A 25829-nucleotide genomic window follows, 5' to 3' on the forward strand; every position below is an offset into this window, starting at 1 on the left:
GGGGGTACCCCCCGCGCCCGGGCAGGGTCACGACGGCGCGGCGTCGACCTCGATGGGTCGGCTGGCGAGGAGGTCGTCGAGCAAGGCGCGCAGCGCCACCGACTGGCTGGCGGCGCGGGTATACAGCGCGGTCGCTTGAATCACCGGCAGCTCGACGTCGGGCAGCAGGCGCACCAGCGTTCCTCGTTCCAGGTCACGCAACACAAGGAACTCGGGCACGAAAGCGATGCCCAGCCCGGCCCTCGCGGCGTCCCGCGTGACGATCATGTTGCCGGTGCTCATGCGCCAGGGGACGCGCACGGTCTCCCCGCCGACCCTCCACTGGACGATATCGGGCCGCGTGACGACGGCGTCATGCTGGGCGAGCTCGGCGGGCCTTTGGGGCATACCGTGCTGCTCCAGCCAGGTCGGCGAGGCGACGATGACCATGGTGACGTCGGCCAGCTTGTGGCTGATCAGCTCGCTGTCCTCGATCGCCCCCATCCGGATGGCCAGGTCGTAGCCGCCGTTGACCAGGTTGACGCGCCCATCATGGAGATGCAGGTCGATGCGAACCGCCGGATAACGCCCCATGAACGAGAGCAGGCGGGGCGCGATCGCCGCCTGGCCGTAGGCGACGGGCGCGGTGATGCGCAGCAGCCCCGAGGGCGCCGCGTGGAGGATCTTGACGTCGGCGGTCGCCTGCTGCGCCTCTCGGACGATGGGCTGGACCTTGTCGAAGAAGCGCCTGCCCGTATCCGTCAGGCTGAGCGCGCGCGTGGAGCGGATCAGCAGCGGCGCGCCGAGCCGCTTCTCCAGCAGCGCGAGGTTGCGGCTGAGGGTCGCCTTGGGCAGCCCGAGCGCCCGGCCGGCCGCGCTGAGCGAGCCTTCCTCGACGATGCGCACGAACATCGACAGACCGGACAGATCATCGGGCTCCCTCAACGTTCCACTCCTCGAACGCGGCCGTTCCAGGGCGCCATCTGGCGCCGTCGTGGGCATCCTCGCATACTCCGGACGTGATCCTAAGCGTGGCGGCGCCGGCGCGGCGTCCCGCCTCGCGGCGATCCGCGCCGATGTGCGGCGCCGCCGTCGGCGAAGCCGGTTCCCCCGAGGCCCTACACGGCGCAGCGCGTGCGCCGTCGGCTCCGCCCTGCCACGGCAGCCGCGCGTGCGGCCATCCGTGCAGCCGCTGACCTGGCTGCAGGGGCGAGGTCGTCAGCGCTCTTCGTGTCTTCGCGTTCGCTTCGATGTCGGCCCGATTCGTCGCGCCGACGCGCATGCCCCTGGCCGCGCCGATCGGGTCGCGCCAGCCGGCCAATCTTCGCCCCGCGAGGCATAACCTATGAGTCTCGAACACTCCTCGATCAGAACCGTGGCCATGAAGGCCCCCGGTCGGATGAGCCCCGCCGCCGACGCGCCGTCCTTGGAGAGCCTGGTCTCCACTGCGCGCGAGATCGTCCCTCGCCTCCGCGAGCGGGCCCAGCAGACGGAGATCGAGCGCCGCGTCTCGGAGGAGACGAACCAGCTCTTCCATCACGCCGGCTTCTTCCGGCTGATGCAGCCGGCCCGCTACGGCGGCTATGAGTACGGCTTCACCGCGCTGCTCGACGTGATCAGCGAAATCGGGCGGGGCTGCACCTCGTCCGCCTGGGCGTGCTCGCTCGGGGCCATCCACCAGTGGCTGCTCGGGTTGTTCCCGGCGCAGGCGCAGGACGACGTGTGGAGGGCCAGTCCCCGGGCCATCCTGTGCGGCTCCTACTCGCCCATCACCTCAGCGCAGGCGGTGGATGGCGGGTACCTGATCCAGGGCAAGTGGCGCTTCGCCTCGAACATCGACAACTCACAATGGGCCATGCTGGGCGTCCAGCTCCCGAAGGAGAGCGACGCCGCCCCCAGCGCCGGCTTCTTGCTCGCGCCCCGCTCCGACTGGTCGATCGAGGACGACTGGTACGTCGCGGCGCAAGCTGGCACCGGGTCCAAGACAGTGGTCATCGACAAGCCGACCTTCGTCCCGGGTCATCGGAAGCTCACCTTCGCGGAGGCCGCGTCCGGTGCGCCTCCCGGGGCCGCGGTGAACCCCAACCCTATTTACAGCATCTCCTTCCTCTCGGCGATCCCCGTCTGCCTCGTGGCCCCGCTCCTGGGTACCGCCCAAGGCGCCATCGACGCCTTCATCGATCTCTGTGAGAACCGCGTCACGCGCGGCGGCATCGGAGGCGCGGGGGCGCTCCTAAGCCAGTTCGCTCACGTCCAGTCGCGTCTGGCCGACGCCGCCGCCGCCGTGGACGCGGCGAGGCTCGTCCTCGACCGCGACATCACCGAGGTGGAGCTGACCGCGGCCCAGGGGAGGTCCGTGAGCGTCGAGAAGCGCATCCGCAATCGGCGAGGCCACGCCTACGCGGCGAAGCTGTCGCACGCCGCCATCCAGTCGTTGTTCTCGTGCGTCGGTGGCAGCAGCTTGGCGCTCGGTCAACCCATCCAGCGCATGTGGCGAGACGGCAATGCGATCGCCCAGCACATCACCCTCAACTGGGACGCCGTGTCCACCATGGTAGGCCAGCACATGCTGGGCCTCGAGCCGAAGGGGGCCTACTGAGCGAGGACCGAGAGAGAGCGCCGCATCACCTCTTCGTGAGCCGCATGAACCTCTTCATCGGCTTTCCCTCGTTCTCCTCTGTCAGCGTCTCCGTACCGAGCGTGAACGAGGACCCCTCCACGCAGAACGCCCTATCGTTGAACCCCCACTCCTCGCCGTCCTCCTGGGTCACCAAGGTCGTGCCCAAGACTCCCCAGACGCCCGCCTCGGTCCTGGGGTCCTCGCGCACGAACAGATCGCACACGCAGTCCTCGCCTATCATCCCGCATCTCCCCGATTGAAAGAGCGGCTCTTCCGCGAGCGGGGCAGCTCTCATCTCCTCGTCGAGCTCCGCGCATGTCTTCGAGACGCCATCCGCGTCGACGCACGGCATCCCGATCACCATCTTCATCGGCCCTCTCGGCGTGTAGGTGAGGGCATAGGTGGCGTCCGCGTTGAATTCGGCATGTCCGCCGTACTCGACGTCATCGAACGAGATCGAGACGTCGCAGCGCGCGCTGTTCACGGAGAATCCACCAGCCGCGACCGCTCAGGCGATCTCCAGGAGATCACCGGGCGCCGGGATCACGACCTCGCCGTGCCCGCGCGCGCGGAGCATCCTCGCGAGGACCTCCTGCGCCCGCGGCTCGCCGTGGACGAGCGCGATCTTGCCGAGCGGGCCGCGCTCGCGGCAGCGGTCCGCGTAGCGGAGCAGGTCGCCCTGATCGGCGTGCGCGCTGAAGCCGTTCAGGACCACGACCTCGGCCCGACGGTCCCGCTCCACGCCGAAGATCCTCACCCGCGATCGTCCCTCCACGAGCCGCCGCCCGAGCGTGTGCTGCGCCTGATAGCCGACGATGAGGATCGTGTTCTTCGGGTCCTCGATCCCGGCCTTCAGGTGGTGGAGGATCCTCCCCGCCTCGCACATGCCGCTCGCCGCGATGACGATCGAGGGCTCGGGCTCGGCGTCGATCGCCTTCGAGCCCGCGACGTCCTCGACGTAGCGGAGATCCTCGAAATCGAAGGGCGATCCTGAGCCGCGGAGGAGCGCGCGCGTCTCGACGTCGAAGCACTCGGGGTGGAGCCGGAAGACGTCGGTGAGCTTCACCGTGAGCGGCGAGTCGACGTAGACCGGCAGCGGCGGGATGCGGCCGTGCCGGCGGAGCTTCTTGAGCGCGAAGATCACCTCCTGCGCGCGCTCGAGCGCGAACGTGGGGATGTAGAGCTTGCCGCCCCGCTCGAAGGTCCGCCGGACGACGCGCGCGAGATCCTCGTCGAGCTCGTCGGTCCCCTCGTGCAGGCGATCGCCGTAGGTGCTCTCGCAGACGAGCACGTCCGCGCGCTCGGCGACCTCGGGATCGCGCAGGATCGGGCGCTCATAGCGGCCGAGATCGCCCGTGTAGGCGACGCGCCTGTGGGCATCGCCCTCCACGACGTCGAGCAGCGAGACGGCGCTGCCGAGCACGTGGCCCGCGTCGAGGAAGGTGAGCCGCACGCCCGGCGCGATCTCGATCGGGTGGTGGTAGGGCGCGGCGACCAAGCGGGAGATCGCCTCGACAGCGTCGTCGTCTTCGTAGAGCGGCTCGACGCGCGGCTCGTCGCTCCCCTGCTTCTCGGCGCGGCGGTTGAGGTAGCGCGCGTCGGAGACCTGGATCGCGGCGGCGTCGCGCAGCATCACGGCCGCGAGATCGCGCGTCGCCGGGGTCGCGTAGATCGGGCCGTCATAGCCGTTCTTCACGAGGATCGGCAGGGCGCCGGAGTGATCGATGTGCGCGTGGGAGAGGACGACGGCGTCGATCTCGTGGATGGGGAGAGGGAGGCGGCGGTTGCGCTCGAACGACTCGGCGCGGCGGCCCTGGTAGAGGCCACAGTCGAGCAGGACGGTCGCGTCACGCGTCCTCAGGAGGTGCATGGATCCGGTGACGGTCTGGGCGGCGCCGATGAACTCGAGGTGCACGGGCTCGATGATAGCAACCGCGCCGACGGACCGGGCAGATCATCGAGCTCCATCGACGTTCCCCTCTTCGAACGGGGCCGTTCCAGGGCGCCGTCGGGCCGCGTCGCGGGCATCTTCGCATACGCCGGACGTGCATCGATGCCTTCCTCGATCTCCGTGAGAGCCGCGTCACGCGCGGCGGCCGCGCGCCGTCCGCTCTGGCAGGTTTGCGGAGCCGCTGAGCCGCTGGCCGGGAGGCCGTCCCTCCAAATGGATGGAAAACTGCCAACTCATTGGCAAGGCGCCACGCGCGCCCACCGAGGTTGCTATGCTGCCGCCGGACCCGGCGACGTGGAGCGGCCGTCTGGCCGCGAAGCGCGGACGTTCGATCCGTGGCTGGAGCGCCACCCGAAGGTCTTCGCCGAGCTACTCACAACGGGCTGCGACGAGCGCGTGGCCGCCGACACGCAACACGAGGAACAGAACCATGACCTTCACTCTTCCCGAGCTCCCCTACTCCAGAGACGCGCTGGTCCCCCACATCTCGGCCGAGACGCTCGATTTCCACCACGGCAAGCACCACAACGCCTACGTCACGAAGCTGAACGAGCTCGTGGCAGCGGACGCGGCGCTCGCGGGCAAGAGCCTCGAGGATCTCGTCCGCACGACGTCCGGCGCGGTCTTCAACCAGGCAGCTCAGGTGTGGAATCACACGTTCTACTGGCACAGCATGAAGCCCCAGGGCGGCGGTGAGCCCCCCGCCGCGCTCCGTGCGGCGATCGACGAGGCGTTCGGAAGCGTGTCGTCGTTCAAGGAGAAGTTCACCGCCGCGGCCATCGGTCAGTTCGGCTCTGGCTGGGCCTGGCTGGTGAAGAACGGCTCAGGCAAGCTGGAAATCGTGCAGACGGGCAACGCCGGGAGCCCGCTCACGGAGGGCAAGACGCCGCTGCTCACGTGCGACGTGTGGGAGCACGCGTATTACATCGACTACCGCAATGCCCGGGCGAAGTACGTCGAGGCATGGTGGAACCTGGTGAACTGGGACCACGCCGCCTCGAAGCTGTGACCCGCGCGCTCCCGCGAAGGCTGCATCGAGGCCGCTCTGTGGTCCAGGCATGAGATGAGAGCGACCAGCCTGAGCTGACGCAGCGCGGGGCCGCGCGGGCGCCGGCCTCGTGAGGCGGAGATCACTTGCCCGTCCCGTGCGCGTGGGCCGGGCGCCTGGAGCGCCGCGTCCTCCTCCGAAGACGATGATTCCGGCGATGGTGGGGCGGGAATGAGCCGGCGAAGAGCGAGCGCTGAGCTTGACGACCCCGCTCGATCCACCAAGCTCGGCCCGCGCCATGAGCCACGCCCGCCACACCAGCGCCGAGATGGATGAGCTTGCCCGCGCAGCGCAGCGCGATGGGTTCTGCCTGATAAAGAACCTCCTTCCGAAGAGCCTGCTGCGCGCGTGGCGTGAGGCCTTCGCGCCGCTCCTCGACGCCCACATCGCGCGTGAGGGGCACCTCAAGAACCGGGGGCCGGGTCGCTATTACGTGACGCTCCCGTTCAAGGCCCCCTTCGCGGAGCCGCGCATCTACGAGGACGAGACGATCCTGGGCGTCGTGGAGCGCCTCGTCGGGGCCGACATGACCATGGTCCAGCTCGCGACCGACACCCCGCTCCTCGGGTCCGACTACCAGGACGTCCACCGCGACGCGCCGCCGCTCTTCCCCGAGACCGGGAGAGAGACACCCGCGTTCCAGCTCGCCGTCAACTTCCCCCTGGTCGACGTCACCGCCGAGAACGGCCCGATCGAGATCGCCCGCGGCACGCACATGCTCTCCAAGGCCGAGGGGATGCGGCGCCTCGCGCAGGGCGAGGTCGCGCTCGAGCCGATCGCCATGGAGCTCGGCGACGTCATGGTCCGCGACGTTCGCGGCCTCCACCGCGGGACCCCGAACCGCTCGCGCGAGCCGCGGCCCATGGTCGTCATCGGCTACAGCCGCCGCTGGCTCTTCCGCCCGGAGGTCTCGATCCGGGTGCCCCGCGAGAGCCTCTCCCACCTGTCGGAGCGGGCGAAGCGCATGCTCCGCTTCAATCCCATCGTCGAATCGCTCGACGCGCGCGAGGAGACGGAGGAGACCGAGGTCTACCAGGCCTTCGCCTACTGACGCGCGACGCCGCTCGCCCAGGCGCGGCAGGCCCTCACGCCGCCCCGAACCTCTCGTCCAGCTTGCTGAGCTGGCTGGTGAAGCCCTCCTTCTGCATCTCGGTGAACTCGGGGCTATGCATGGTGTCGAGCAGCACCACCATCTTCACGCGGTCGCCGAGCTCCATGAGCTCGACCTCGATGTCGGCCTCGTAGGGCGGCACGCCGGGCAGGAAGTCGATCACGTTGCGGAGCACGAGCCGTGTCATGGGCCTGAGCTCGGCGAAGGTGGAGGTGACGGCGTGCGAGGGCGGCTGGCCGACCTCCGCCATGGCGCGGACCATCTCGGGCGTGGCGGCGATCATCTCGTAGCGCAGGGTGCCGCCCGGCCTCGCGTCGAGCTCCGCCACGGCGGCCCGGAAGTTTCGCGGCCCCCACCAGGACTCGAAGCCCTCTCGCGTGGTCCAGAGGTCCCAGACCTCCTGCAACGTGGCGCGGTAGGTGCGCTCGACTCTGACCTTGGATCGGGCCTGGGCTTTGACTGCGCTGTTCATGATCGCTTCCTCGTGGTTGGGCCGCCTTGAACGGCCGGGTTGTTCTGAGCTTGCGCGCGCTTCTTCTCGAGCGCGGCGCCGAAACGATCGAGGCGCTCCTCCCAGAGCTGCCGGTAGCGGCCGAGCCAGTCCTCGAGCTCACGGAAAGGCTCGGGACGAAGGGAATAGAGGCGCCGCTGCCCGTCGGGTCGCATCGAGACGAAACCTGACTCCGAGAGGATGCGCAGGTGCCGCGACACGCCGGACTGGTGGATGCCGGCCTTCTCCACGACCTCGGCCACCTGTTGCTCGCCAGAGAGGAGAGCCTCGACGATGCGGCGGCGCGTGGGATCGGCCAGGACCTCGAAGACGTCCAGTTGCATGTCGATGCATATACACCACGGTGCATACATCGGTCAAGCGCTACCGCGCGCGGGCTGCACGCGCGGCCGGACCTTGCCGGCCCGCGTGGAGCGCGGCTCAGCGCGACGCAGCGCCGCGGCGGCTCACCTGGGGTGTCAGGCGTGAGGGCTGCGTATGGCGCCCCGATCAGGGGATGACGTCGCCCTCGACCCGCGCTTCGCGCGGCGCCCGCAGCATGCGCTTCAGGCGCGCCCGCGCGGTCCGCTCGGCGCGGCGCCGCAGGGGCTTCTGCTCGTCGGCCGGCACCGCTCCGTGGCGAGCCGCCGGCACGATCGGCAGCCCCAGGACATCCGTGAGCGGGGCGGCGGGCGCTTCGATCTCCGGCTCCGCCAGCGCAGCGCCGAGCGTGGCGCGGACGCGCGCGGGGTCGAGCGCCAGGCACCACGCGACGATGCTCCAGGCGAGCGCGGCATGCCGCGCTTCGTCCGTCGCGATGCGCGCGAGCGCCCGCGCGACGGCCGGATCGGCCGCGTGGCGCTGCGCTCGTCGCGCGAGCGCCGCGGCGAACGTCTCACCGATGCAGCCGTCCGTGAAGCTCAGGTACGCGACGGCGGCGGCGTCGCCCGAGAGCGCGGTGGCCGGCAACGGCAACGTGCCCGGCCCGAGCGGCAGCCCCGCGTACGTGCTCGCGAGACCGAACGAGAGGCGCGCATGTTCGGTCTCGTCCTGCGCCGCCTGCTGGCAAGCCGCGAGCAAGTCCGCGGGGGCTCCGAGCGCCAGGAGCTCCAGCGCGAGCGCGGCGAACGTCGCGATCGAGGCGTGCTCGGCGAGCGCGGCCTCGAGCCAGAGGGCGGCGAGCTCTTCCCGCTCCCGGGGCGAAAGGTGAGCGACAAGCGCGGGGTCGCGGATGTCCGCCCAGCCGCTCGCTTCGCGCGCAGCGGCCGTGATGGGGCCCTGTTCGTCTCGCAGCGGCCGGCCGAACGAGTTGAATATCTTGCCGCTGTAGATCGGAACCTTGAGGGTCAAGACCCACGACACCTCGACGCCGTGGGCCGGGAGGCCGTGATCGGCGCCGGTCATCGGGATCGTCACGCGCAGCCCCGTCCCCAGCACGGCGGCCGAGGCGAAGACGCCCGTGTGCAGCGCGAACGTCGACGTGTGGAGATCGCTGCGGGTCAGACCCGCGATGCCGAGCTCTCCACCGACGACGTTCCCGAGCTGAAACCCGAACGCCAGGCGCGCATAATCGCCGGCATAGGTCTGCGCCTGGAAGAAACCACCGTAACCGATCGAGCCCGGGTCTCCCTTCGGGAAAACCATGCCGCTGATTTCCGTGCCGAACCCGACCGGGTATTCGCCGCTGCCGACGGACAGCAGCAAGCCGGGGTTGAACGACCCCTCGGGCACGGACGACGCCAGGGCCTGCGCCGGCACCAGGAGCGCGACCGCACCGACGACGTCGATCGCGACGAGCTTGTTCCTGCGTCTCATGTGCGTTGAACCTAACAGAACGGGAGCCAGGGGGAGTTTGGCACGAGCTTGATCGAAGCAGCCCGCCCGGAACCTCCTAAATCGTTGAATTGACAGCGCTTTCATGTGACAACCGGCCAGCGAAGAAAAAAAAATTCGTCGGCGTGTCGATCCGGCCCCGGCTCGTTCGTCGTCACGTCAGAAGAACGGTCGCGGGCGATGCCTGCGCCGGAAGGAGTTCCGCTCATGTCGAGGCTTCGGGTACACGCGTTTGGGATCTCGATCGACGGTCATGGCGCCGGCCCCGGCCAGGATCTGGCCAATCCGATGGGCGTCGGAGGGATGGCGCTGCACCAGTGGGTCCTCGGGACGAAGACGTTCCAGAGAATGTCCGCCGACTTCGCTGCCTCGCTGATCGGCGACACGGTCGGCCGGACAGGCGTCGACGACGACTTCGCCGCGCGCGGCTTCGAGAACCTCGGCGCCTGGATCATGGGCCGCAACATGTTCGGGCCGCAGCGGGGTCCCTGGCCCGACGACGGTTGGCAGGGATGGTGGGGCAAGAACCCGCCCTACCACGTGCCCGTCTTCGTGCTCACGCACCATGCCCGTGAGTCCTTCACCATGGAGGGCGGAACGACGTTCCACTTCGTGACCGAAGGCATCCACGCCGCGCTGGAGCGCGCGAAGGAGGCGGCCCAGGGCAAGGATATCCGGCTCGGCGGCGGCGTCGCCACCGTTCGGCAGTACCTCACCGCGGGGCTCATCGACGAGCTCCACCTCGTGATCTCCCCCGTGCTCCTCGGCCGGGGCGAGCACCTCCTCGCCGGCATCGATACGGTGAGCCTCGGCTACAGGTGCACGGAGCACGCCTCCACGGGCCACGCCACCCATGTCGTCCTGACGAAGTAGATCGAGTCCAGGGAGAAGAGCTCCGTGAAAGTCATGGTGTTCGTCAAGGCCACGAAGGAGTCCGAGGCGGGGATGATGCCGGACGAGAAGGTCATCGCCGAGATGGGCAGGTTCAAAGAGGAGCTCGTCGAGGCCGGCGTCATGCTCGGCGGAGAGGGGCTGCACCCGAGCAGCAAAGGCAAGCGCCTGCGCATCTCGGACGGCAAGACGGCGCTCATCGACGGCCCCTTCGCCGAAGCCAAGGAGCTCGTCGGCGGATACTGGCTCTGGCAGGTGAAGTCGCTGGACGACGCGGTAGCGTGGGCCAGGCGCTGCGCCGATCACATGCCCGGCGGGGAATGGGAGCTCGAGATTCGACCGATCTTCGAGGCGGAGGACTTCGGCGAGGCGTTCACGCCGACGCTGCGCGAGCAGGACGAACGCCTGCGCGCCGAGATCGAGCGGCAGCGGAGAGCCTGAACGGCTAGCCCTCGTCGATCCCCGCGCGCGCCGCGGGCGTGATCACGAGGCCGCCCCGGGAATGCCCCGTCGTCCACTCGTCGAGGCGCAGGAGCGCGCCGCCCGCAAACCGCTGCTGGCCCGGCGCGCCCTCGACCCGCGCGGGCGCGGCGTGCAGCACCAGCACGACCTCTACCGCGGGGCTCGGCCCCGGCCTCGCCGCGATCGTCGTCTCCAGCGCGCGCACGACGTCGACGAGCCGGGCCCGGGCGGCGCGGCTGCCCTCCGGATCGGCCGGGAGCGCCGTCGCCCCGACCAGCACCCCGCCGCCGTCGACGATCGTGACGAGCCCCGCGTCCGCCGCGGCGCGCCGGACCGTCGCGAGCACCGCCTCGGCGTCGTCGAACGCCGCCTCGTCGATCTCGCCCTCCCCCTCGATCTGCACGCTGGCGTGCAGCGCCGCCGCCGGGCGGACGCGCGCCTCGTCCCTCGCCGCGAGCGGCGCCGCGCGGAGATCCGCGAGCAGCCCGGCGACGCTCGGGTAGCGCGCGTCCGGCGACTTCTCGAGGCAGCGCGCGATCGCGGCGTCGAAGGCCGGCGGCACCGCCACGAGATCGCCCGCCCGCGGCGGCGGCGCGAAGAGCTGGAGCTCCTCGAGCTCGACGAGGTTGTCGGCGTGGAACGCGGGCTGCCCCGTGAGCAGCTCGTACAGGAGGAGGCCGAGCGCGTACACGTCGGTGCGCGCGTCGACGGGGCGGCCGGCGATCTGCTCGGGCGCCATGCTGCCCGGCGTCCCGAGCACGCTCGCCTGCGTGAAGATGGGCCCGCGGCCGAGCCGCTCGGGCTCGAGCAGCTTGGCGATCCCGAAGTCGAGCAGGCGCGTCGTGAACCACCCGCCGCGCGGGATCGCCATGATGTTCTGCGCCTTGACGTCGCGGTGGACGATCCCGAGCGCGTGCGCGGCGGAGAGCGCGCCGCCGACCTCCTCGACGACGGCGAGCGCCTCCGCGGCCGAGAGCGCGCCGCGGGCGCGGAGCTCCTGCCGGAGCGTCCGGCCCTCGAGCCACTCCATGACGAGGTAGGGCCGGCCGTCGGGCAGGTCCCCCGCGCCGAGGATCTCGACGATGTGCGGGTGGGCGAGGCGCCGGAGGGCCGCGGCCTCTTGCTGGAATCTCTCGAGGATCCGCGTACTTGCAGCCAGCCGGCGCCGGAGGACCTTGAGCGCCGCCGCGCGCCCCGTCCCGAGCTGCGTGGCCAGGTAGACCACGGCGAAGCCGCCGTGGCTCCGCGCCTCCTCGACCAGGTACTCCCCGGCCAGGGTGCCGGGCGCGAGGTCGTCGGCGGCGTCCAGCGCGTCGTCGACCAGGGTGCCGGTCGGATCGCGAGGCCTGGTGGTCGCCGCCATGATGCCGTGAGATCGCCCGAGCGGGCGCCGGAATGCAAGCGCGCCATGGAGAGGGCGGGCCCCGCGATCCAGCGCCTCGATCGCTTCAGCCCCGGGCAGGCGCCGGGCCAGGCCGGCTAGAAGGAGCCGGGGGCCAGCGAGATGTCGGCGGTGATCGGCTGCGTGAACGGGGAGAGCTCCGAGAACGGCCTGTCCACGATCGAGCACGACGCCGGAAAGAGGGCGCATCGGTCCTGGCTGGACAGGCCGGAGAGCGGCAGGTCCCCCACCTCCGGGAGCCAATCTTCCGCGTACTCGCAGACAGCCGGGGTGAGCGCGCACTCCTCCGCCAGGAACACGGTGATGGGGTTCTCCCAGACGCGGCCGCCAGCGAAGCAGTCATCGTAGACCGGCCGGCCCGTCACAGGGTTGCTCGTCTCCGGCCCGCACACGTACGACGCGCCCATGAGGGCTTCCTCGCCCCGCGCGTATCCACGGCACGCGCCGACGTGCTGGGCCAGGCAGCCGCGCACGGTCGTGCCCTTGGGCGGGACACAGACGCGGTCGCTCGCCAGAAGGGCGGACAGCACGGAGCGTTCTTCGGGGTGGCAGACAAAGGCGCTCTCGTAGATCAGCTCCCCTTCGCCGAGCGACGGCCGCACGATCGAGAACGCAGACTTGCTCTTCTTGAGATAGACCTCCGCCTGTTCGTTCAGCGCATCCGGGTCCAGCAGGTTGCCGAAGAACGCCCCCTCTCGCACCGGAAAGCGCTCGACATCGGCCAGCGCCGCCGACAGCGCCTCCGGGCTCGGCGCGGCGGCGCCCGAGGGATCGGCCGGCGTGAGGTCCCCCCATTCCATCGAGATGTCGACGGTCACGCCGAACGCGTTGTTCCTCGCGTACAGGCAGGCAGAGACGAGCTCCTGGCACGCCGCGGACGGCGCGCCGGTGTGCCAGTCGGGGCAGAGCCCCGCGCGCCCGTGCCACACGGAGACATCCTTGCTCGGCTTGACCAACCCCTCGAGCGGCGTCCACGAGAATCCGTCCTTGAAGACCGCCGAGGCGCCGCTTCCGCCGGCGAGGGCCGCGCGCTCCTCCGGCGTCGGCGCCCACGAGACGCTCTGGTCGCTCGCGAGCGCGCACTCCACAAGGGCCTGCATCACCTCCTGCGCGTTCGGATCGAGCAGCGCCTCGTGGAGCGTGCCGTACGCGAACGCCTTGGTCGACAGCGGGCTCGTGGTGAGCGCCCTGAGGCTCTCCCGGTTCGTGGTGAGCAGGTTGCTGCCCAGGACCTCGAGCTGAAAGTGGTTGCCGATCACGATGGTCCGCCGCGTCGCCGGGCTGCTCACGAGCGACCCGCCGGCGAAGCCAAGGTCGGAGGCGCTGGCGTCGTAGCCCGCGTTCGCGAGGCTCGCCGCGAGGGACAGGGCGGAGAAGGCGGAGAGGGCGAGACCAGCAGTTCGTCGGTTCATGATGGGCCTTTCACAAGGAGGAGCTGGGGGCGGAGCACGCGTCCCGGAGTTGGCGGTCGGCAGTTGGCCGTCGGTGGTTGGCTGCTGGCAGGGAGTTGCACGCGTCGCGCCAGCCTCATCCGGCCGCGATCGCGCGCCATCCCGGGCCCGGCCGCGGCGCGCTGTCACCTCTGCGACGACAGCGGGAGGGGCGCTGTCGCTCCGGAGACCTCAGGACGCCCGGCCCACGGCGCGGCGCTCAGGGCGGCGCGGCGTCGACCTGCGCCGAGAGGTGGGCGAGGCGGCCCCTCCAGAAGCGCTTGCCCCAGGGGATCTGCGCCGCCTCGGCGAGCCACCGGCGGGCCTCCTCGCGCCTGCCTCGCTGGAGCGCGTCGGCCGCCGCGAAGCAGAGGATCTCGATGAGCTCGCTGTTCAGCGCCGCGCTCCGCGCCTCGGCGACGAGCGCCTCCCACGCCTCGCCCTCGGCTCCCCCGCCCTGCGTCAGCTGCGCGCAGAGCCGGAGCAGCACCCGCGTGACCGGCGGCGCCGCGCCGAGATCGCACTGCGCCCGCGCCCAGCCGAGGTGGCGCGCGGCCTCCGCGAGCTCGCCGCGGGCGGCGTGGATCCGGGCCACGAGCAGCGCGTAGTCGGGCACCGGGGTCGCCTGAAAGAACCGCCGCTGGAGCTCGAACGCGCGGACCGCGAGCGGCAGCGCCTCGGCGAGCTCGCCGCTCCAGTAGAGCATCTCGGCCAGGTTGTGGGCCGGACCGCGCTCCAGGTAGGCGTTGCCGACCTCGCGGGCCAGGGCGACGGCGGTCCGCAGGTCGCTCTGCGCGCCCTCCGGATCCTCGCGCGCCAGGCCGAGCGTCACGCGGTTCATGAGGGCGATGCCGAGGTGCAGCCGGTCGCCCACGCGCTCGCAGCGCGAGACGACCTCGTGGAACCGCGCCTCCGCCTCGTCGAGGCGGCCGGCGTAGACGAGCGCGGGGGCGAGCAGGAGCAGGGCGATGACGTGGCCCTCGTGATCCCCCAGCGCGCCGGCGTCCCGGGCCGCGGGCCCGAGGCGCGCGATGGCGTCCTCGAGCCGCTGGCAACGGAAGTGCGCGCGCCCCACCGCGACCTCGCAGCGCGCCCGCTGCGCGGCGTCCCCGAGCCGCTCCACGAGCGGCGCCGCCCGGTCGACGAGCGCCTGCGAGCCCGCGTAGTCGTCGCACCAGTCGAGGACCGTGGCCTCCTCGAGGAGCAGGTCCGCGACGGCCGGGAGATCCCCCTCCGCCTCGGCGATCGCCCGCGCAGCCCGGAGATCGGCGGCGGCGTCGTCGAAGCGCTGGATCCGGTAGCGGACCTTGCCGCGGCCCGCCAGCACGGCGCGGCGGCTCACCGCGATGCCCGGCGCGGGGGCCGCTGCCGCGGACGCGGCCGCCGAAAGCGCCGCCAGCGCCGCGGAGTAGTGCCGCTCCGCGTCGACGTAGAGGTGCCGCCGCCGCGCCTCCTCCGCGAGCTCGAAGCAGGCCGCGGCCGCCTCGGCGTGCGCGCCCGCCGCGGCCGCGTGGCGCGCGATCCGCGCGAGGTGGGCGCCCCGCTCCGCGGGCGCCGCGAGCAGGCGGCGGAGCTCGATCCCGTGCAGCCGCCGCAGCAGCGCCGGCGGCGCCTCCGCCTCGATCGCCGCGCGAAGGAGCGGGTGCGCGAACGCGAGGCGGCCCGCGCCGGCGGCGTCCACGACGCGCAGCAGGCCCCGGCGCACGAGGCGCGACAGGCCGACGCCGGGATCCAGGTCCCGGCACGCGCTGACGGCGTGCGCGCGCGCCGCCTCGTCGAGCAGGCTGCCGAGGTCGTCGATCGCGAGCTCGTCGCCCGCCACGGCGCACACCTGCGCGAGCTCGGCGAGCGGCGGCGGCAGGCCGGCGAGGGCGCGGCGCGCGAGCCGGTCCATGACCTGCGCCGCCTCGCCCCGCGCGCGCTCATCGGCGGCGAGGTACCACCCTGGCCCGCCGCGGACCTTCCGGATGGCGCCCGCCTGCCAGAGCGCGGCCGCGAGCTCGACAAGGAAGAGCGGGACCCCCTGCGCCGCCTCGAGCAGGCCCGCGACGACCGGCTCGGGCACGAACTCGACCGGGCGCAGCCGATCGAGCAGCGCCGCGCGCGCGGCGCCCGGGTCGAGCGGCGGGAGCGCCCGGTGGGCGGAGCGCGCCGCCCGCTCGCCGTGGAGCGGGCGCACCGCGGCCAGCGTGGGGTGGGCCGCCACGAGGATGGCGAGCGGCGCGCGGGCCCCCGAGAGGGTCGCGCTCTCGATCGCGTCGAGGCCGGCCTGATCGCCCCACTGCGCGTCGTCGACGACCAGCGCGAGCGGGCGTCCCTCCAGCGCGCACGCGCGCCGGAGCGCCTCTCCGGCGGCCCGGGCCAGCGTCTGGCGGAGCGCGCCGGGCGCGGCGAGCACCGCGGCGACCTCGGGCTCGCTCTCCGGCAGGGCGTCGAGCGCGAACGCGACCGCCGGCCACGACGCGAGGCCGAGCTCGGGGCCGAGCCGGTCGACGCACGCCGCGCGGATCGCGCCGGCGCGCGCGCCGTCGCCGAGGGCCAGGGCGGCGCGGAGCAGCGCGCGGACGAGCCCGGCCGGCTCCGCGACGTCGGGCGGCCTCGCCGCGAGCGCGATCACCCGCGCGCCGGGCTCGGCCGAGAGCGCCGCGGCGACCGCCTCCCAGAGGCGCGTCTTGCCGTACCCCACCTCGCCGAGCAGCGTGAGCAGGAGCGGCGTGCTGTCGCGCCACGCGGCGCGCACCTGCGCGACGATCTCGCCGAGCAGCTCGTCTCGCCCGCGGAGCGGCAGCTCGGACGGCGGGCCCACCGCCGGGGCGGCGCCTGCGCTCGCGCCGTCATCTCCGTCCGGTCCGGTCGGCTCCTCGAGGAAGGCAGCCGCCTCCGGGGTGATCGCGACCGGCTCGGGCGCGCCGGGGCGCCAGAAGCTCGCGGGCTGCGCGAGCGCGGGCCCCGCGAAGGCCATCCCGGCGGCGCCCTCGCGCACCTGGAGCTCGGCGACATGCACCGCCGCCGAGGTGGCGTGGCCCAGCGCGCGCACGAGCCGCCGGGCCGCCTGGAGGGCCGCGCGAGCGCCCTGGCGGGCCGCGCCGGGAAAGGCGATGACGTAGAGCCCGTCCTGCACCCTGGCAAGCCGCCCGCCGAGCGAGGCCGCGATGCCGGCGACCTGGTCCACCGGCGCGCCGCCGCGGACCGCGAGGAGCGCCACGGGGCTCCGCCGGGGCGGGCCGGGCCTACCCGGCGCGGCGTCGGGGGTCGGCCGGCCGGCCAGCGGGGGCACCTGGCCGGCCCGCCGAGGCGGTTCGCCGGTCGTCTTGGCGGGTTCGCCAGCTACGCTGGAGGGGCCATCGCGTAACCGATGTGATCCAGTGACATCGTGGGCTGGTTCATCGCGTTGGAGCGCCGCCCGGAGCGCCTCGGAGAAGGCACGCGCTGACCCGAATCGCTCCTCCCGCGCCTTGGCCAGGGCGCGCAGCAGGACCTCGTCCGCGCCGCGGGGGACCGGCGCGATCTCCGACGGCCGCGGCGGGCGCCGGGAGACGTGCGCGCGGACGACGGCCGAGGGCTCTCCCACGAACGGTGGCCGCCCGGTGAGCAGCTCGAAGGCGACGACCCCGAGCGCATACAGGTCCGCGCGGCCGTCGACGTCGCGCGCGTCGAGGCACTGCTCCGGGGCCATGTACAGCGCGCTGCCGAGCCGGAGCCCCGTGTGCGTGACCTCGCTCCCCTCCTCCGCCGCGCCGCTCCCCTCCCCCGGCCGCGCGAGCCCGAGATCGAGGAGGGCGACCTCCGGCGCCGGTCCCCCCGTCCGCCGCAACATCACGTTCTCCGGCTTCAGATCCCGATGCACGACGCCGGCCGCGTGCACCCTGTCGATCGCGGCGCCCATCGCGTCGACGAGCCGCATGGCTTCCGCCGGCGCCGCGGCGCCCGCCCCGGGGAGCGCCTCCATCCATCGCGCCAGCGTCTCGCCGTCGACGAGCTCGAGGACCAGATAAGGAAAGACTCCTTCCATCTCGCCTTCGCCGAGCAACCGCGGCACCGCGGGCGGACCGACCCGCCGGAGCGCCGCCGCCTCGCGCGAGAACCGCCGATCGCCTCGGTGGCGCGCGATCTTGAGCGCCACCGCGATGCCGTCCTCGCGCCGCGAGGCCGCGAACACGCGGGCGAAGCCGCCCTCGTCGAGGAGGCGGAGCCCATCGAACCCTGGGACCCGGGGCGCGACCTCCACCGCCCCGGCCTCTTCCTTCGCGGCGCTCGCGGCCGTGCCGCCGTGCAGCGGGCAACCCGTGACGACACCGATCCTGCGGTGACAGAGGGTGCAGCGCATCTGCGGGGCTCGCCTCCGGGGGGATGCTACTGCGCGCGTCGAGCTACCGGAAGCATGGATGCCTCCCGTCGACCTGACGAGGTCGCCATGCCGGGGTTTCGCTCGGTAGAGCCGATCCTGGTTCGCGTTATAGTGGCGCCCTTCGACGACGGGGCGTGACGATCCGTCGACGCGAACGAGCTGCCGGCGCCCTGATGGAGGTGAACGGATGCAGAACTATGTGCTTGCTCTCCAGGAGGTCGATCGAACGAAGGCCAAGGTGGTCGGGGGGAAGGGCGCGAACCTGGGTGAGCTCTCCAGGATCGAGGGGATCCGCGTGCCCGCCGGCTTCTGCGTCACGACCGAGGCTTTCCAGCGGATCATGGGAGAAGCGCCGTCGATCGGCGGGTTGCTCGATCGGTCGTCGTCGCTCGCGGCGGAGGACCGGGACGGGATCCGGGAGCTCAGCGCCGAGCTGCGCCGGATCATCGAGGGGACGGCCATCCCCGAGGACGTACGAGAGGCGATCACCCAGGCTCTTTCCTCGCTTGGCGCGGGCGATGCCTACGCCGTACGGTCCAGCGCGACGGCGGAGGATCTGCCGGGGGCTTCCTTCGCGGGCCAGCAGGATACGTACCTGAACGTCCTCGGGACGCAGGCGATCCTGCAGCACGTCCGCCGGTGCTGGGCGTCGCTCTTCACCGAGCGGGCGGTGATCTACCGGATCCAGCACGGCTTCGATCACCGCAAGGTCCACATGGCGGTGGTGGTGCAGAAGATGGTCTTCCCGCAAGCCGCCGGGATCGTCTTCACGGCCGATCCCGTCACGTCGAACCGGAAGGTGTCGTCGATCGAGGCTGGCTTCGGCCTGGGGGAGGCCCTGGTCGCCGGCCTGGCGCGCGCCGATCGCTACAAGGTGCGCAGCGGCCAGGTCATCGAGAAGGCGATCGCCAGGAAGACGCTGGCCACGCGCGCCCTGGAGGAGGGCGGCACCGAAGAGCGGGCGATCGAGCCCGACCGGCAGGACGGGCAGGTGCTGACCGACGCGCAGATCCTTCGGCTCGAGCGCCTGGGCCGGCAGATCGAAGGGCATTTCGGCCATCCCCAGGACATCGAGTGGTGCCTTGTCGAGGAGGAGCTCCACATCGTCCAGAGCCGGCCGATCACGACCCTGTACCCCATCCCCGAGGCCGGTGATCGAGGCAACCACGTCTACATCTCCGTCGGCCATCAACAGATGATGACCGACGCGATGAGGCCCCTGGGGCTGTCCTTGTTCCAGCTGACCTCGGGTGGCCGCATGCTCGCGGCGGGCGGCAGGTTGTTCGTCGATCCCACGAAGCAGCTGGCCTCACCGGCCAGCCGGGACGCCCTCCTGGAACTCCTCGGGCGCTCCCATCCGCTCCTCAGGGACGCGCTCTCGACGATCCTCTCGCGGGGAGACTTCATCGAGCCCTTGCCCGACGATCCGGCGGCCACGCGCCCCGGCCAGGGCAAGCAGGCGCCAGGGCGCTTCGACGCGCAGGTCGAGGACGACCCGGCGATCGTCGCGGAGCTGATCGAGCGCACCCAGGCCTCGCTCGCAGAGCTGAAGCGCGACATCCGGACCAGGACCGGAACGGCGCTGTTCGACTTCATCCGGGAGGACATCCAGGGGCTGAGCAAGTCCATGTTCGGTCCGCGGAGCATGGGCGCGATCATGGCGGGCATGAACGCTTCCTCGTGGATCAACGAGAAGATGATGGCGTGGCTCGGCGAGAGGAGCGTCGCGGATACGCTCTCCCAGTCCGTGTCGAACAACATCACGTCGGAGATGGGCCTGGCGTTGCTGGATGTCGCCGACGTGATCCGTCCTTATCCGGACGTGGTCGCTTATCTGCAGAACGTGAAGCACGACGGCTTCCTGGACGAGCTGGCCGCGCTCGACGGTGGCAAGGAAGCCCGGGACGCCATCCAAGCTTACCTCGACAAATACGGTATGCGATGTGCGGGGGAGATCGACATCACGAGGGCCCGCTGGAGCGAGAAGCCAGCGACCCTGGTCCCCTTGATCCTGAGCAACATCAAGAACTTCGAGCCTCGTGCCGGCGAGCGGAGGTTCGAGCAGGGGCGGCAGGAGGCCTCGCAGCGGGCGCGAGCGCTGCTCGACCGGTTGAGGCAGCTGCCGGACGGGGAGCAGAAGGCAAGCGAGGCGCAGCGGATGATCGACCGGCTCCGGAGCTTCATCGGCTATCGCGAGTATCCGAAGTACGGCCTCGTCAATCGCTACTTCATTTACAAGCACGCCTTGCTGCAGGAAGCCGAGCGGCTCGTGCAGGCCGGCGTGATCCACGACGCCGAAGACATCTACTACCTCACGTTCGACGAGCTCCGCGAGGTCGTGCGCGCCCATCGGCTGGACGACCGGATCGTCGGCCAGCGGAGAGCGGAGCACGAGCTCCACAAGAGGCTGTCGCCGCCGCTCGTCATCACGTCCGACGGGGAGATCGTGGCAGGCGCGCACGGACGAGCCGATCTCCCCGCAGGAGCCCTCGTCGGCCTGGCTGTCTCCTCCGGCGTCGTCGAGGGGCGAGCCCGCGTCCTCCTGGACATGGCCGACGCGGAGCTGGAGGCGGGGGACATCCTGGTCACCACCTTCACCGATCCCAGCTGGACGCCCTTGTTCGTGTCCATCAAGGGCCTTGTGACCGAGGTGGGGGGCCTGATGACCCATGGCGCGGTGATCGCCCGGGAATACGGCTTGCCGGCGGTCGTCGGCGTGGACAACGCGACCCGGCTGATCCGGGATGGGCAGCGCATCCGCGTGCATGGAACGGACGGGTATGTCGAGATCCTGACCTGAGATCGGCGGCGCTCGCGCCCCTCGCCGGGGCCGCGCTGCGCGCCTTCGATCGTCCGGTCGACGCGGGACCGCCCACCAGATCGCTCGCGTGGGTGCGGATGCCTGGGGCCGAGGCGTGGGCACTTGCCTTCGCAAAGGCGTTTGGACACCCTACCCACCGAAGCCACGTCCGCCGTACGGCCCGGAGCGCCGCTGCCTCTCACGAGGCCGGCCGCCGCTGCGCACCCATCGGATCATCGAGGATCGCCGCGCGGCGGTTTTTGATTGACGCCGGCCATGTGAGCGTTCACATTGGCTTTCTGGAGTTTCTTCCGCTTAACCCTGGATAGACCGTCATGCGCATCGGGCCCTTCTTCTTCATGCGCATTCACCCTGACGGTCGGCTCTCGCTCCAGATGAGCAGCATGCGGGGGAGCGTTGCAACGGTTCCAAGGCGGAACGCCTGGCGACCACCTGTCTGCCAACTTCGTCATCGTCGGCCTGAAGCAGGCGCTTGGCGCTGGCGTGACGTAACCAGAGAGGCCTCATGTACAACAAAATGAAAGCCGTCAGGCGCTTCAACGTCTTCTGCTTGCTCTCGAGCGTCGCGCTGCTGGCGTGCGGCGAAGACAACGGCGGCGCGGCACAAGCTGCCGGTGCGGGCAGTTCGAGCGTGTCAGCCACCACCAGCGGGGCGTCGACCAGCGGAACAGCTGGGTCGGGTGGCGCGGCCAGCAGCGGTGCCGACACCGGCGCCGGTGGAATGGGCGGAGCAGGCGCGGGCGCGGGCGGAGCAGGCCCGGGCGGAGCAGGCGCGGGCGCGGGCGGAGCAGGTGACGGCGGCGCTGGAGCCGGCGGAGCCGGTGGTCCGGCGCTCCCGCCCATCACGGATTACTCTGCCGAGGGTCCGTTCGCGACGACCGTGGAGCGGAACGTGGGGCCGAACGGAGCCTATACGGTGTTTAGGCCCGAACCCTTGGGTGCGGACGGCTTCTTGCACGCTCCGATCATCTTCGGCCCCGGCATCGGCCAGCAGGTGGCGGTGCACACGACCATGCTGACGAACTTTGCTTCTCACGGTTTCGTGGTCGTCGGGAGCCCCGTCCTCAGTGGCGGCCCCGGCGACGCAGGCAATCTCAAGAAGATGGAGGATGGTCTCAATTGGATCCTGGAGCAGAACGACGCGCCAGGCAAATACCAGGGCAAGCTCTACGTCGATCACGCGGTCTCGATGGGCTTCTCGGTCGGCGGCACCTCGGCCGTGCAACTCGGCGGTCACGAGGCGGTGGCCACTGTCGTCTCGATCCACGGCCACAGAGCCTCGGCCGACCTCCACGGCACGATGCTGCAGACGACTGGCACCCGGGATACTGTCGGCATGCCCCTCCAGCAGGACACCTACGACATGTCCGAAGTGCCCACATTCCTGGCAACGCTGACGGGCGCGCCGCATGCATACATCGAGAGCGACGGCGGCGGCGAGGAGCGGCCCGCGATCGTCGCATGGATGCGCTACTGGATCTACAACGACATGGGCGCGCGGGACCATTTCTTCGGCAATGATTGCGTGTTGTGCAAGGCGCCTTGGGAGAATCCCCAGCGCAAGAACTGGGAATAACCTCGCGTCGAGGGTGCTGGAGCGCCCGCTCCGGCTCCCCTCCGCGCTCCCGGCCCGCTCCCGATCCGACCTTCAATCTGGGCAGCGACCTCGCTCACGCTGGCGGGTAGCCGCGTCGCTGGGCTCCGGCGGCTCGCGCCGGTTCGGCACCGCAAGCGCGTCCTCGGCGACGCGGCACGAGGACCCTGCGACCGCCAACGGACGTCGAGACGGGGCGCCGCCGCCCTGCGGTCGCGCAGGCCACAGCCGCGCGGCGCGGTGCGACGGCCACGCGACAAACTCGCCGACAGCAGAGCGAATTCCGCGGTTCGCGGACGGCATATCGGTTGCTTGGCCGGGCGTCGAACGCACAGCGATCCAGGCGCGTCGCTGCGTTTCAGCCAGCCAGCGCCGCGGCGCCGCGCGAGAGCGCAGGAGCCCACGGAGACGACCATGTCGAAGCACTTCTTCCGCACCGCACCGTTCCTCGGAATCCTTGTCACCACCGGCTGCGCCGCGACGGCCGCCGTCGATGAGCTCGACGACGAGCCGGTCGGAGAGGCCGAGAGCGCGCTCGCCGCCGAGATGACGCTCGGCCCGAACCAGCGGATCGTCAACGCCGCCAGCCTTTACCATACGAACCCGGACGTCGCGGTGAGCCAGTTCGCCGAGGCGTCGCTGGGCGGCTACTGCAACGGCGTGATGATCGGACCGAACGTCTTCTTCAGCGCGGCCCACTGCGGGGGCGGGCCGACGACCATCACCTTCCGCACGTACCGGAACGGCAGCACGGCCGCGTCGGACACGGAGGCCTTCACGTGCGACGCCATGGAGCAGACGTTCAACGACACGGACGGCGTGCTCTTCTTCTGCTGGCCGAACGCCGCCGGCGAGAACCCGGGCGACAAGTACGGCTACGTCGATTTCGACGTGTCGCCGCCCGTGGTCGGACAGCAGATCTACAGCATCTCGGCGAACAACCAGCAGAACGGCAGCCTCCCCTTCGACACGCGCATGTACGCGAACGGCCAGGTCACGAGCGTCACCGGCGCGGGGCACTGGTTCACCCCGGCCTCGGCGCCGAACACCGGCGTCGAGATGAACGTCTGGGGGGAAGGTGGCATGAGCGGCTCGCCCCATTTCAACGCGGCGAACGGCAAGATGATCATCGCCCCGCTCTCCACGGCGTGCTCCGGCGGGTGCTGGGGCCGCAACGCCCTCTCGATGCGCGATCTGCTCTTCTGGGGTTACGTCAACCCGAGCTTCGACCCCGCGGCCCAGGGCCCCACGGTCAACGTCTCGCTCGTCACGAGCCTCGGCCTCACCCCGGCCAACTACTACGGCTGGGCGGACAAGGAGCTCGACTGGGAGTTCGACATCCAGCGCGACCTCGAGCGGCTGCGCGGCGAGGCGCGGCGCGACTGGTACAACCTCGGCTTCGACAGCCAGCGCCGCAACGCGCTCTGGGACCTCACCGCGCTCGCGACCCTCGACGTGGCGAACCGGTGGGCGCGCATCAACCGCACGACCGGCGCGGGCTACGCCGACGCGCTCTCGCACGGCAAGCTGAACCTGGCCGCGGGCAGCTACCGGATCACGCTCATGACCAACACGCAGGCGAGCCAGTACACGAGCTCGCTGTGGGTGGGGCTGAAGAGCGGCGCGACGTGGCTCGGGGGCGAATACGTGGCGAACACCGTGGGATCGGGCTGGCAGATGCACACGTTCGAGGTGAACGCCCCGTCCGACGGGCTCACGCTCGGGCTCGGCGTGTTCGGGACCGCGGACATCCTCGTGTCCGCGCCGAGCGTCGTGAAGAGCACCGCCGTCATGAACTTCGACACCTTCGACAAGCGCACGAACTGGCGCAACGACGTCGATGGGAGCCGGGCGCAGGTGGTCCCTGACGGGCGGGTGACGGGCACCCCCAACTGGGCGGTCCGCGTGACGCAGAGCGCGACGGGCTACCCGGTGCGCAACCGCCAGCTCGCGCTGGCCGCGGGGCGGCCGTACCAGATCTGCTTCGACGCGCGCAGGACCACCGCGAGCGGGTCTTCCCAGGCCGAGCTCCGCGTCGTGAGCGGCGGCGCCCAGGTGATGTGGACGAGCTTCTCGCCCTCGAGCGCGTGGAGCACCACCTGCTCGGCCACGTTCACGCCGCCGTCGGACGACAACAACCTGCAGATCCGCGTCTCGACCGGCGATCCGGTCCTCGTCGACAACATCGCGATCGCCGCGATGTGAGCCGGCACCAGGCACCACGGCGCCATCGCGAGCGTTCGGTATCGTGACATGTCATGTGACATGTCACGTGACATGTCACGGATCCGGCAGCCGCGCTCGATGCGCACGGACGAAGGAGCGCGAGCGAGAGGGCGGCGCGCTCGCGGCCCGCCGGGTGGCCCCCTTCGTGCTTCGATGTCGAGAGAGGCTCGCTTCCTTGGCATGCAGCTTGCCAATCCGTGTGTCGACTACCTGTGTCGAATGCCTGTGTCGACGGGGCGGCGCTCCGTCTGGCTTTCTTGCACGGTGATGCCATGGGAGGTTGACGGGTCATGCTCAAAGGATTTCGGTTCACGATGGCGGCGGCCGTCTTGCTGGTGGGCTCCGAGGCGATGGCGTGGTCCACGTCGCCGATCCACGGCACCGGCGCGGTCGGACACACGGCGCAGGGCTATGCGTGGAAGGACTGGGGAGGGGGGGCCTGGAGCAAGTGGCACAGCGTCGCCTACGGCGATACAGCCGGCGATGTCGTCATGGTCGCCCGCCAGGAGGCCCACTCCGGCTCGCCCTCCGGATGGCTGCCCTGGGTGATAGAGACGGTCGATGGATCCGTGAACTTCCTCGACGGCCTCTCGATGACCATCGGCAAGGAGGACGGCACCGAGTTCATCGCGTACGTCGACGTCGACACGTATCGTCTGAAGGTCGCCAGGCGGGTCGGCGGAAACGCCGGCAACTGCGGCGTCCTCAGCCAGTGGGACTGCGAGACGGTCGACTCCGTGGACGTGGTCCGCACCCCGTCGATCGAGGTCAGGTACGACTCGGGGATCCAGGATTACGTCGTCTATGTCGTCTACACCACGGAGACGAGCTCCGGCGTCCGGAGCCTGAAGTTCGCGCGGAAGACCGGCGGGAATCCGTGGTACAAGGCGACGATCAAGGCGAACACGAACCATATCAGGCTGGCCTCCGACGCGATCGCCCTCGATGGCACGACGCCTTTCGTCGCCTTCGCCGAGACCTCGGTCGGGGTGCAGGTGAGCCAGAACGCCCTGCCCTTCGCCATCTGGACGACCACCCTCATCGACGCGAACGGCGGGGGCTACGCGTCGATGGACGCCAGGTCGGGCCGTCGCGAGATCGCGTACACGAGCAACAACGATTTGAAGTCCGCCTCGTGGAGCTCCTCGACCGCGACCTGGACGGTGAGCACCGTCGACACGGCGGTTGAGGGTTCCTATGTATCCCTGGTGATCGACGACGCCTTGAACCCGCAGATCGCCTACAGAAAGGGCAGCGCGCCCTGGCTGGCCAGGCTGGGGACGAGCGGGTGGAGCACCATGGGCACGGTGACGCCCCACGCGGCTGGCTTCAACCCGTCCCTTCAACTGGACACCCATGCCGCGACGGACAAGGCCATCCTCGTCCACTGCAACAGCTACCACGTCGTGCACGCCACCTACGAATAGCTCGAGGGCATCGGCGTTCACCAAGTTCGTTCGGTCGCGCTCAGGGCACGAAGCCCGCCCCCCCACCATCGTCAGCAACGTGAATGTGAACGTGAACGTGAACGTTCGGAGGTGGGAGAACGCGGCGCGAGGCTTGGTTACCGCTATGGCCACGCCCCCGCCATTGGCTCACGAACGCGGTCGTGAACGATGGTGG

18 protein-coding genes are annotated in these 25829 nt (G+C 70.9%); 9 read left to right on the forward strand and 9 right to left on the reverse strand.

The genetic code is table 11. From position 1 onward, the window contains the following. Nucleotides 1–27: 27 nt before the first annotated feature. A complete protein-coding gene (locus tag WMF34_RS21575) occupies nucleotides 28–891 on the reverse strand; it encodes a LysR family transcriptional regulator (protein WP_044965452.1) in 864 nt (287 codons plus the stop codon). Nucleotides 892–1324: 433 nt separating this feature from the next. On the opposite strand from WMF34_RS21575, the gene WMF34_RS21580 reads away from it, so the two are divergent. Then, entirely contained in the window at nucleotides 1325–2578 is a 1254-nt protein-coding gene (locus WMF34_RS21580; RefSeq protein ID WP_437994406.1) for an acyl-CoA dehydrogenase family protein, read from the forward strand. Nucleotides 2579–2603: 25 nt separating this feature from the next. Here the strand turns inward: WMF34_RS21580 and WMF34_RS21585 are convergent, their stop codons facing one another. Both WMF34_RS21585 and WMF34_RS21590 read right to left on the reverse strand, forming a co-directional pair. After that, nucleotides 2604–3083 (reverse strand): hypothetical protein, encoded by a 480-nt coding sequence (locus WMF34_RS21585; RefSeq protein WP_437994407.1) that lies wholly within the window; start codon nucleotides 3081–3083, stop codon nucleotides 2604–2606. A 24-nt stretch (nucleotides 3084–3107) separates the two neighbouring features. After that, entirely contained in the window at nucleotides 3108–4514 is a 1407-nt protein-coding gene (locus tag WMF34_RS21590) for an MBL fold metallo-hydrolase RNA specificity domain-containing protein (protein ID WP_437994408.1), read from the reverse strand. Nucleotides 4515–4980: 466 nt separating this feature from the next. Between WMF34_RS21590 and WMF34_RS21595 the strand changes: the two genes are divergently transcribed. Continuing rightward, a complete protein-coding gene (locus WMF34_RS21595) occupies nucleotides 4981–5559 on the forward strand; it encodes a superoxide dismutase (RefSeq protein WP_012236800.1) in 579 nt (192 codons plus the stop codon). A gap of 277 nt (nucleotides 5560–5836) precedes the next feature. Beyond that, nucleotides 5837–6649 carry a phytanoyl-CoA dioxygenase family protein gene (locus WMF34_RS21600; RefSeq protein WP_437994409.1) on the forward strand — a complete coding sequence of 271 codons (813 nt, stop codon included), beginning with the start codon at nucleotides 5837–5839 and terminating at the stop codon, nucleotides 6647–6649. A 34-nt stretch (nucleotides 6650–6683) separates the two neighbouring features. Here the strand turns inward: WMF34_RS21600 and WMF34_RS21605 are convergent, their stop codons facing one another. From WMF34_RS21605 to WMF34_RS21615, 3 genes are all read right to left on the reverse strand, one after another. Next, nucleotides 6684–7181, reverse strand: a complete 498-nt coding sequence (locus tag WMF34_RS21605) for an SRPBCC family protein (protein ID WP_437994410.1) — start codon at nucleotides 7179–7181, stop codon at nucleotides 6684–6686. Beyond that, the gene (locus WMF34_RS21610; RefSeq protein WP_012236803.1) at nucleotides 7178–7543 is read right to left on the reverse strand and encodes an ArsR/SmtB family transcription factor; all 366 of its coding nucleotides are present in this window, start codon (nucleotides 7541–7543) and stop codon (nucleotides 7178–7180) included. The genes WMF34_RS21605 and WMF34_RS21610 overlap by 4 nt, the downstream gene beginning before the upstream one ends. Before the next feature lie 166 nt (nucleotides 7544–7709). After that, the gene (locus tag WMF34_RS21615) at nucleotides 7710–9119 is read right to left on the reverse strand and encodes a hypothetical protein (protein WP_437994411.1); all 1410 of its coding nucleotides are present in this window, start codon (nucleotides 9117–9119) and stop codon (nucleotides 7710–7712) included. A gap of 120 nt (nucleotides 9120–9239) precedes the next feature. On the opposite strand from WMF34_RS21615, the gene WMF34_RS21620 reads away from it, so the two are divergent. Beyond that, a complete protein-coding gene (locus WMF34_RS21620; protein ID WP_437994412.1) occupies nucleotides 9240–9905 on the forward strand; it encodes a dihydrofolate reductase family protein in 666 nt (221 codons plus the stop codon). A gap of 24 nt (nucleotides 9906–9929) precedes the next feature. Beyond that, nucleotides 9930–10364, forward strand: coding sequence for a YciI family protein (locus WMF34_RS21625; RefSeq protein WP_012236806.1), 435 nt, complete (start codon nucleotides 9930–9932; stop codon nucleotides 10362–10364). Between the two features lie 4 nt (nucleotides 10365–10368). Here the strand turns inward: WMF34_RS21625 and WMF34_RS21630 are convergent, their stop codons facing one another. The 3 genes from WMF34_RS21630 to WMF34_RS21640 form a co-directional block, all read right to left on the reverse strand. After that, on the reverse strand, nucleotides 10369–11748 hold the full coding sequence (locus WMF34_RS21630; RefSeq protein ID WP_437994413.1) for a serine/threonine-protein kinase: 1380 nt from the start codon (nucleotides 11746–11748) through the stop codon (nucleotides 10369–10371). A gap of 116 nt (nucleotides 11749–11864) precedes the next feature. Beyond that, complete coding sequence (locus WMF34_RS21635) at nucleotides 11865–13199, reverse strand: hypothetical protein (RefSeq protein ID WP_437994414.1); 1335 nt, start codon at nucleotides 13197–13199, stop codon at nucleotides 11865–11867. Nucleotides 13200–13437: 238 nt separating this feature from the next. Then, a complete protein-coding gene (locus WMF34_RS21640; protein WP_437994415.1) occupies nucleotides 13438–17544 on the reverse strand; it encodes a protein kinase domain-containing protein in 4107 nt (1368 codons plus the stop codon). A 208-nt stretch (nucleotides 17545–17752) separates the two neighbouring features. Between WMF34_RS21640 and rph the strand changes: the two genes are divergently transcribed. The 4 genes from rph (at nucleotide 17753) to WMF34_RS21660 (ending at nucleotide 25633) form a co-directional block, all read left to right on the forward strand. Then, a complete protein-coding gene (rph, locus tag WMF34_RS21645; protein ID WP_437994416.1) occupies nucleotides 17753–20365 on the forward strand; it encodes a rifamycin-inactivating phosphotransferase in 2613 nt (870 codons plus the stop codon). Between the two features lie 526 nt (nucleotides 20366–20891). Then, the gene (locus WMF34_RS21650) at nucleotides 20892–21962 is read left to right on the forward strand and encodes an alpha/beta hydrolase (protein ID WP_437994417.1); all 1071 of its coding nucleotides are present in this window, start codon (nucleotides 20892–20894) and stop codon (nucleotides 21960–21962) included. Nucleotides 21963–22394: 432 nt separating this feature from the next. Then, nucleotides 22395–24185, forward strand: a complete 1791-nt coding sequence (locus WMF34_RS21655) for a trypsin-like serine peptidase (protein ID WP_437994418.1) — start codon at nucleotides 22395–22397, stop codon at nucleotides 24183–24185. Between the two features lie 311 nt (nucleotides 24186–24496). After that, complete coding sequence (locus WMF34_RS21660; protein ID WP_437994419.1) at nucleotides 24497–25633, forward strand: hypothetical protein; 1137 nt, start codon at nucleotides 24497–24499, stop codon at nucleotides 25631–25633. Nucleotides 25634–25829: the final 196 nt, after the last annotated feature.

The sequence above is a fragment of the Sorangium sp. So ce145 genome (assembly GCF_051525985.1).
Lineage (GTDB): Bacteria > Myxococcota_A > Polyangia > Polyangiales > Polyangiaceae > Sorangium > Sorangium cellulosum_B.

What these genes read in the sequence shown, in the direction of transcription:
- WMF34_RS21615 (WP_437994411.1), bottom strand. Translation starts at nt 9,119, where the DNA reads ATGAAAGCGCTGTCAATTCAACGATTTAGGAGGTTCCGGGCGGGCTGC.
- WMF34_RS21575 (WP_044965452.1), bottom strand. Translation starts at nt 891, where the DNA reads ATGTTCGTGCGCATCGTCGAGGAAGGCTCGCTCAGCGCGGCCGGCCGG.
- WMF34_RS21605 (WP_437994410.1), bottom strand. Translation starts at nt 7,181, where the DNA reads ATGAACAGCGCAGTCAAAGCCCAGGCCCGATCCAAGGTCAGAGTCGAG.
- WMF34_RS21580 (WP_437994406.1), top strand. Translation starts at nt 1,325, where the DNA reads ATGAGTCTCGAACACTCCTCGATCAGAACCGTGGCCATGAAGGCCCCC.
- WMF34_RS21610 (WP_012236803.1), bottom strand. Translation starts at nt 7,543, where the DNA reads ATGCAACTGGACGTCTTCGAGGTCCTGGCCGATCCCACGCGCCGCCGC.
- WMF34_RS21595 (WP_012236800.1), top strand. Translation starts at nt 4,981, where the DNA reads ATGACCTTCACTCTTCCCGAGCTCCCCTACTCCAGAGACGCGCTGGTC.
- rph (WP_437994416.1), top strand. Translation starts at nt 17,753, where the DNA reads ATGCAGAACTATGTGCTTGCTCTCCAGGAGGTCGATCGAACGAAGGCC.
- WMF34_RS21655 (WP_437994418.1), top strand. Translation starts at nt 22,395, where the DNA reads ATGTCGAAGCACTTCTTCCGCACCGCACCGTTCCTCGGAATCCTTGTC.
- WMF34_RS21620 (WP_437994412.1), top strand. Translation starts at nt 9,240, where the DNA reads ATGTCGAGGCTTCGGGTACACGCGTTTGGGATCTCGATCGACGGTCAT.
- WMF34_RS21650 (WP_437994417.1), top strand. Translation starts at nt 20,892, where the DNA reads ATGTACAACAAAATGAAAGCCGTCAGGCGCTTCAACGTCTTCTGCTTG.
- WMF34_RS21635 (WP_437994414.1), bottom strand. Translation starts at nt 13,199, where the DNA reads ATGAACCGACGAACTGCTGGTCTCGCCCTCTCCGCCTTCTCCGCCCTG.
- WMF34_RS21630 (WP_437994413.1), bottom strand. Translation starts at nt 11,748, where the DNA reads ATGGCGGCGACCACCAGGCCTCGCGATCCGACCGGCACCCTGGTCGAC.
- WMF34_RS21660 (WP_437994419.1), top strand. Translation starts at nt 24,497, where the DNA reads ATGCTCAAAGGATTTCGGTTCACGATGGCGGCGGCCGTCTTGCTGGTG.
- WMF34_RS21600 (WP_437994409.1), top strand. Translation starts at nt 5,837, where the DNA reads ATGAGCCACGCCCGCCACACCAGCGCCGAGATGGATGAGCTTGCCCGC.
- WMF34_RS21640 (WP_437994415.1), bottom strand. Translation starts at nt 17,544, where the DNA reads ATGCGCTGCACCCTCTGTCACCGCAGGATCGGTGTCGTCACGGGTTGC.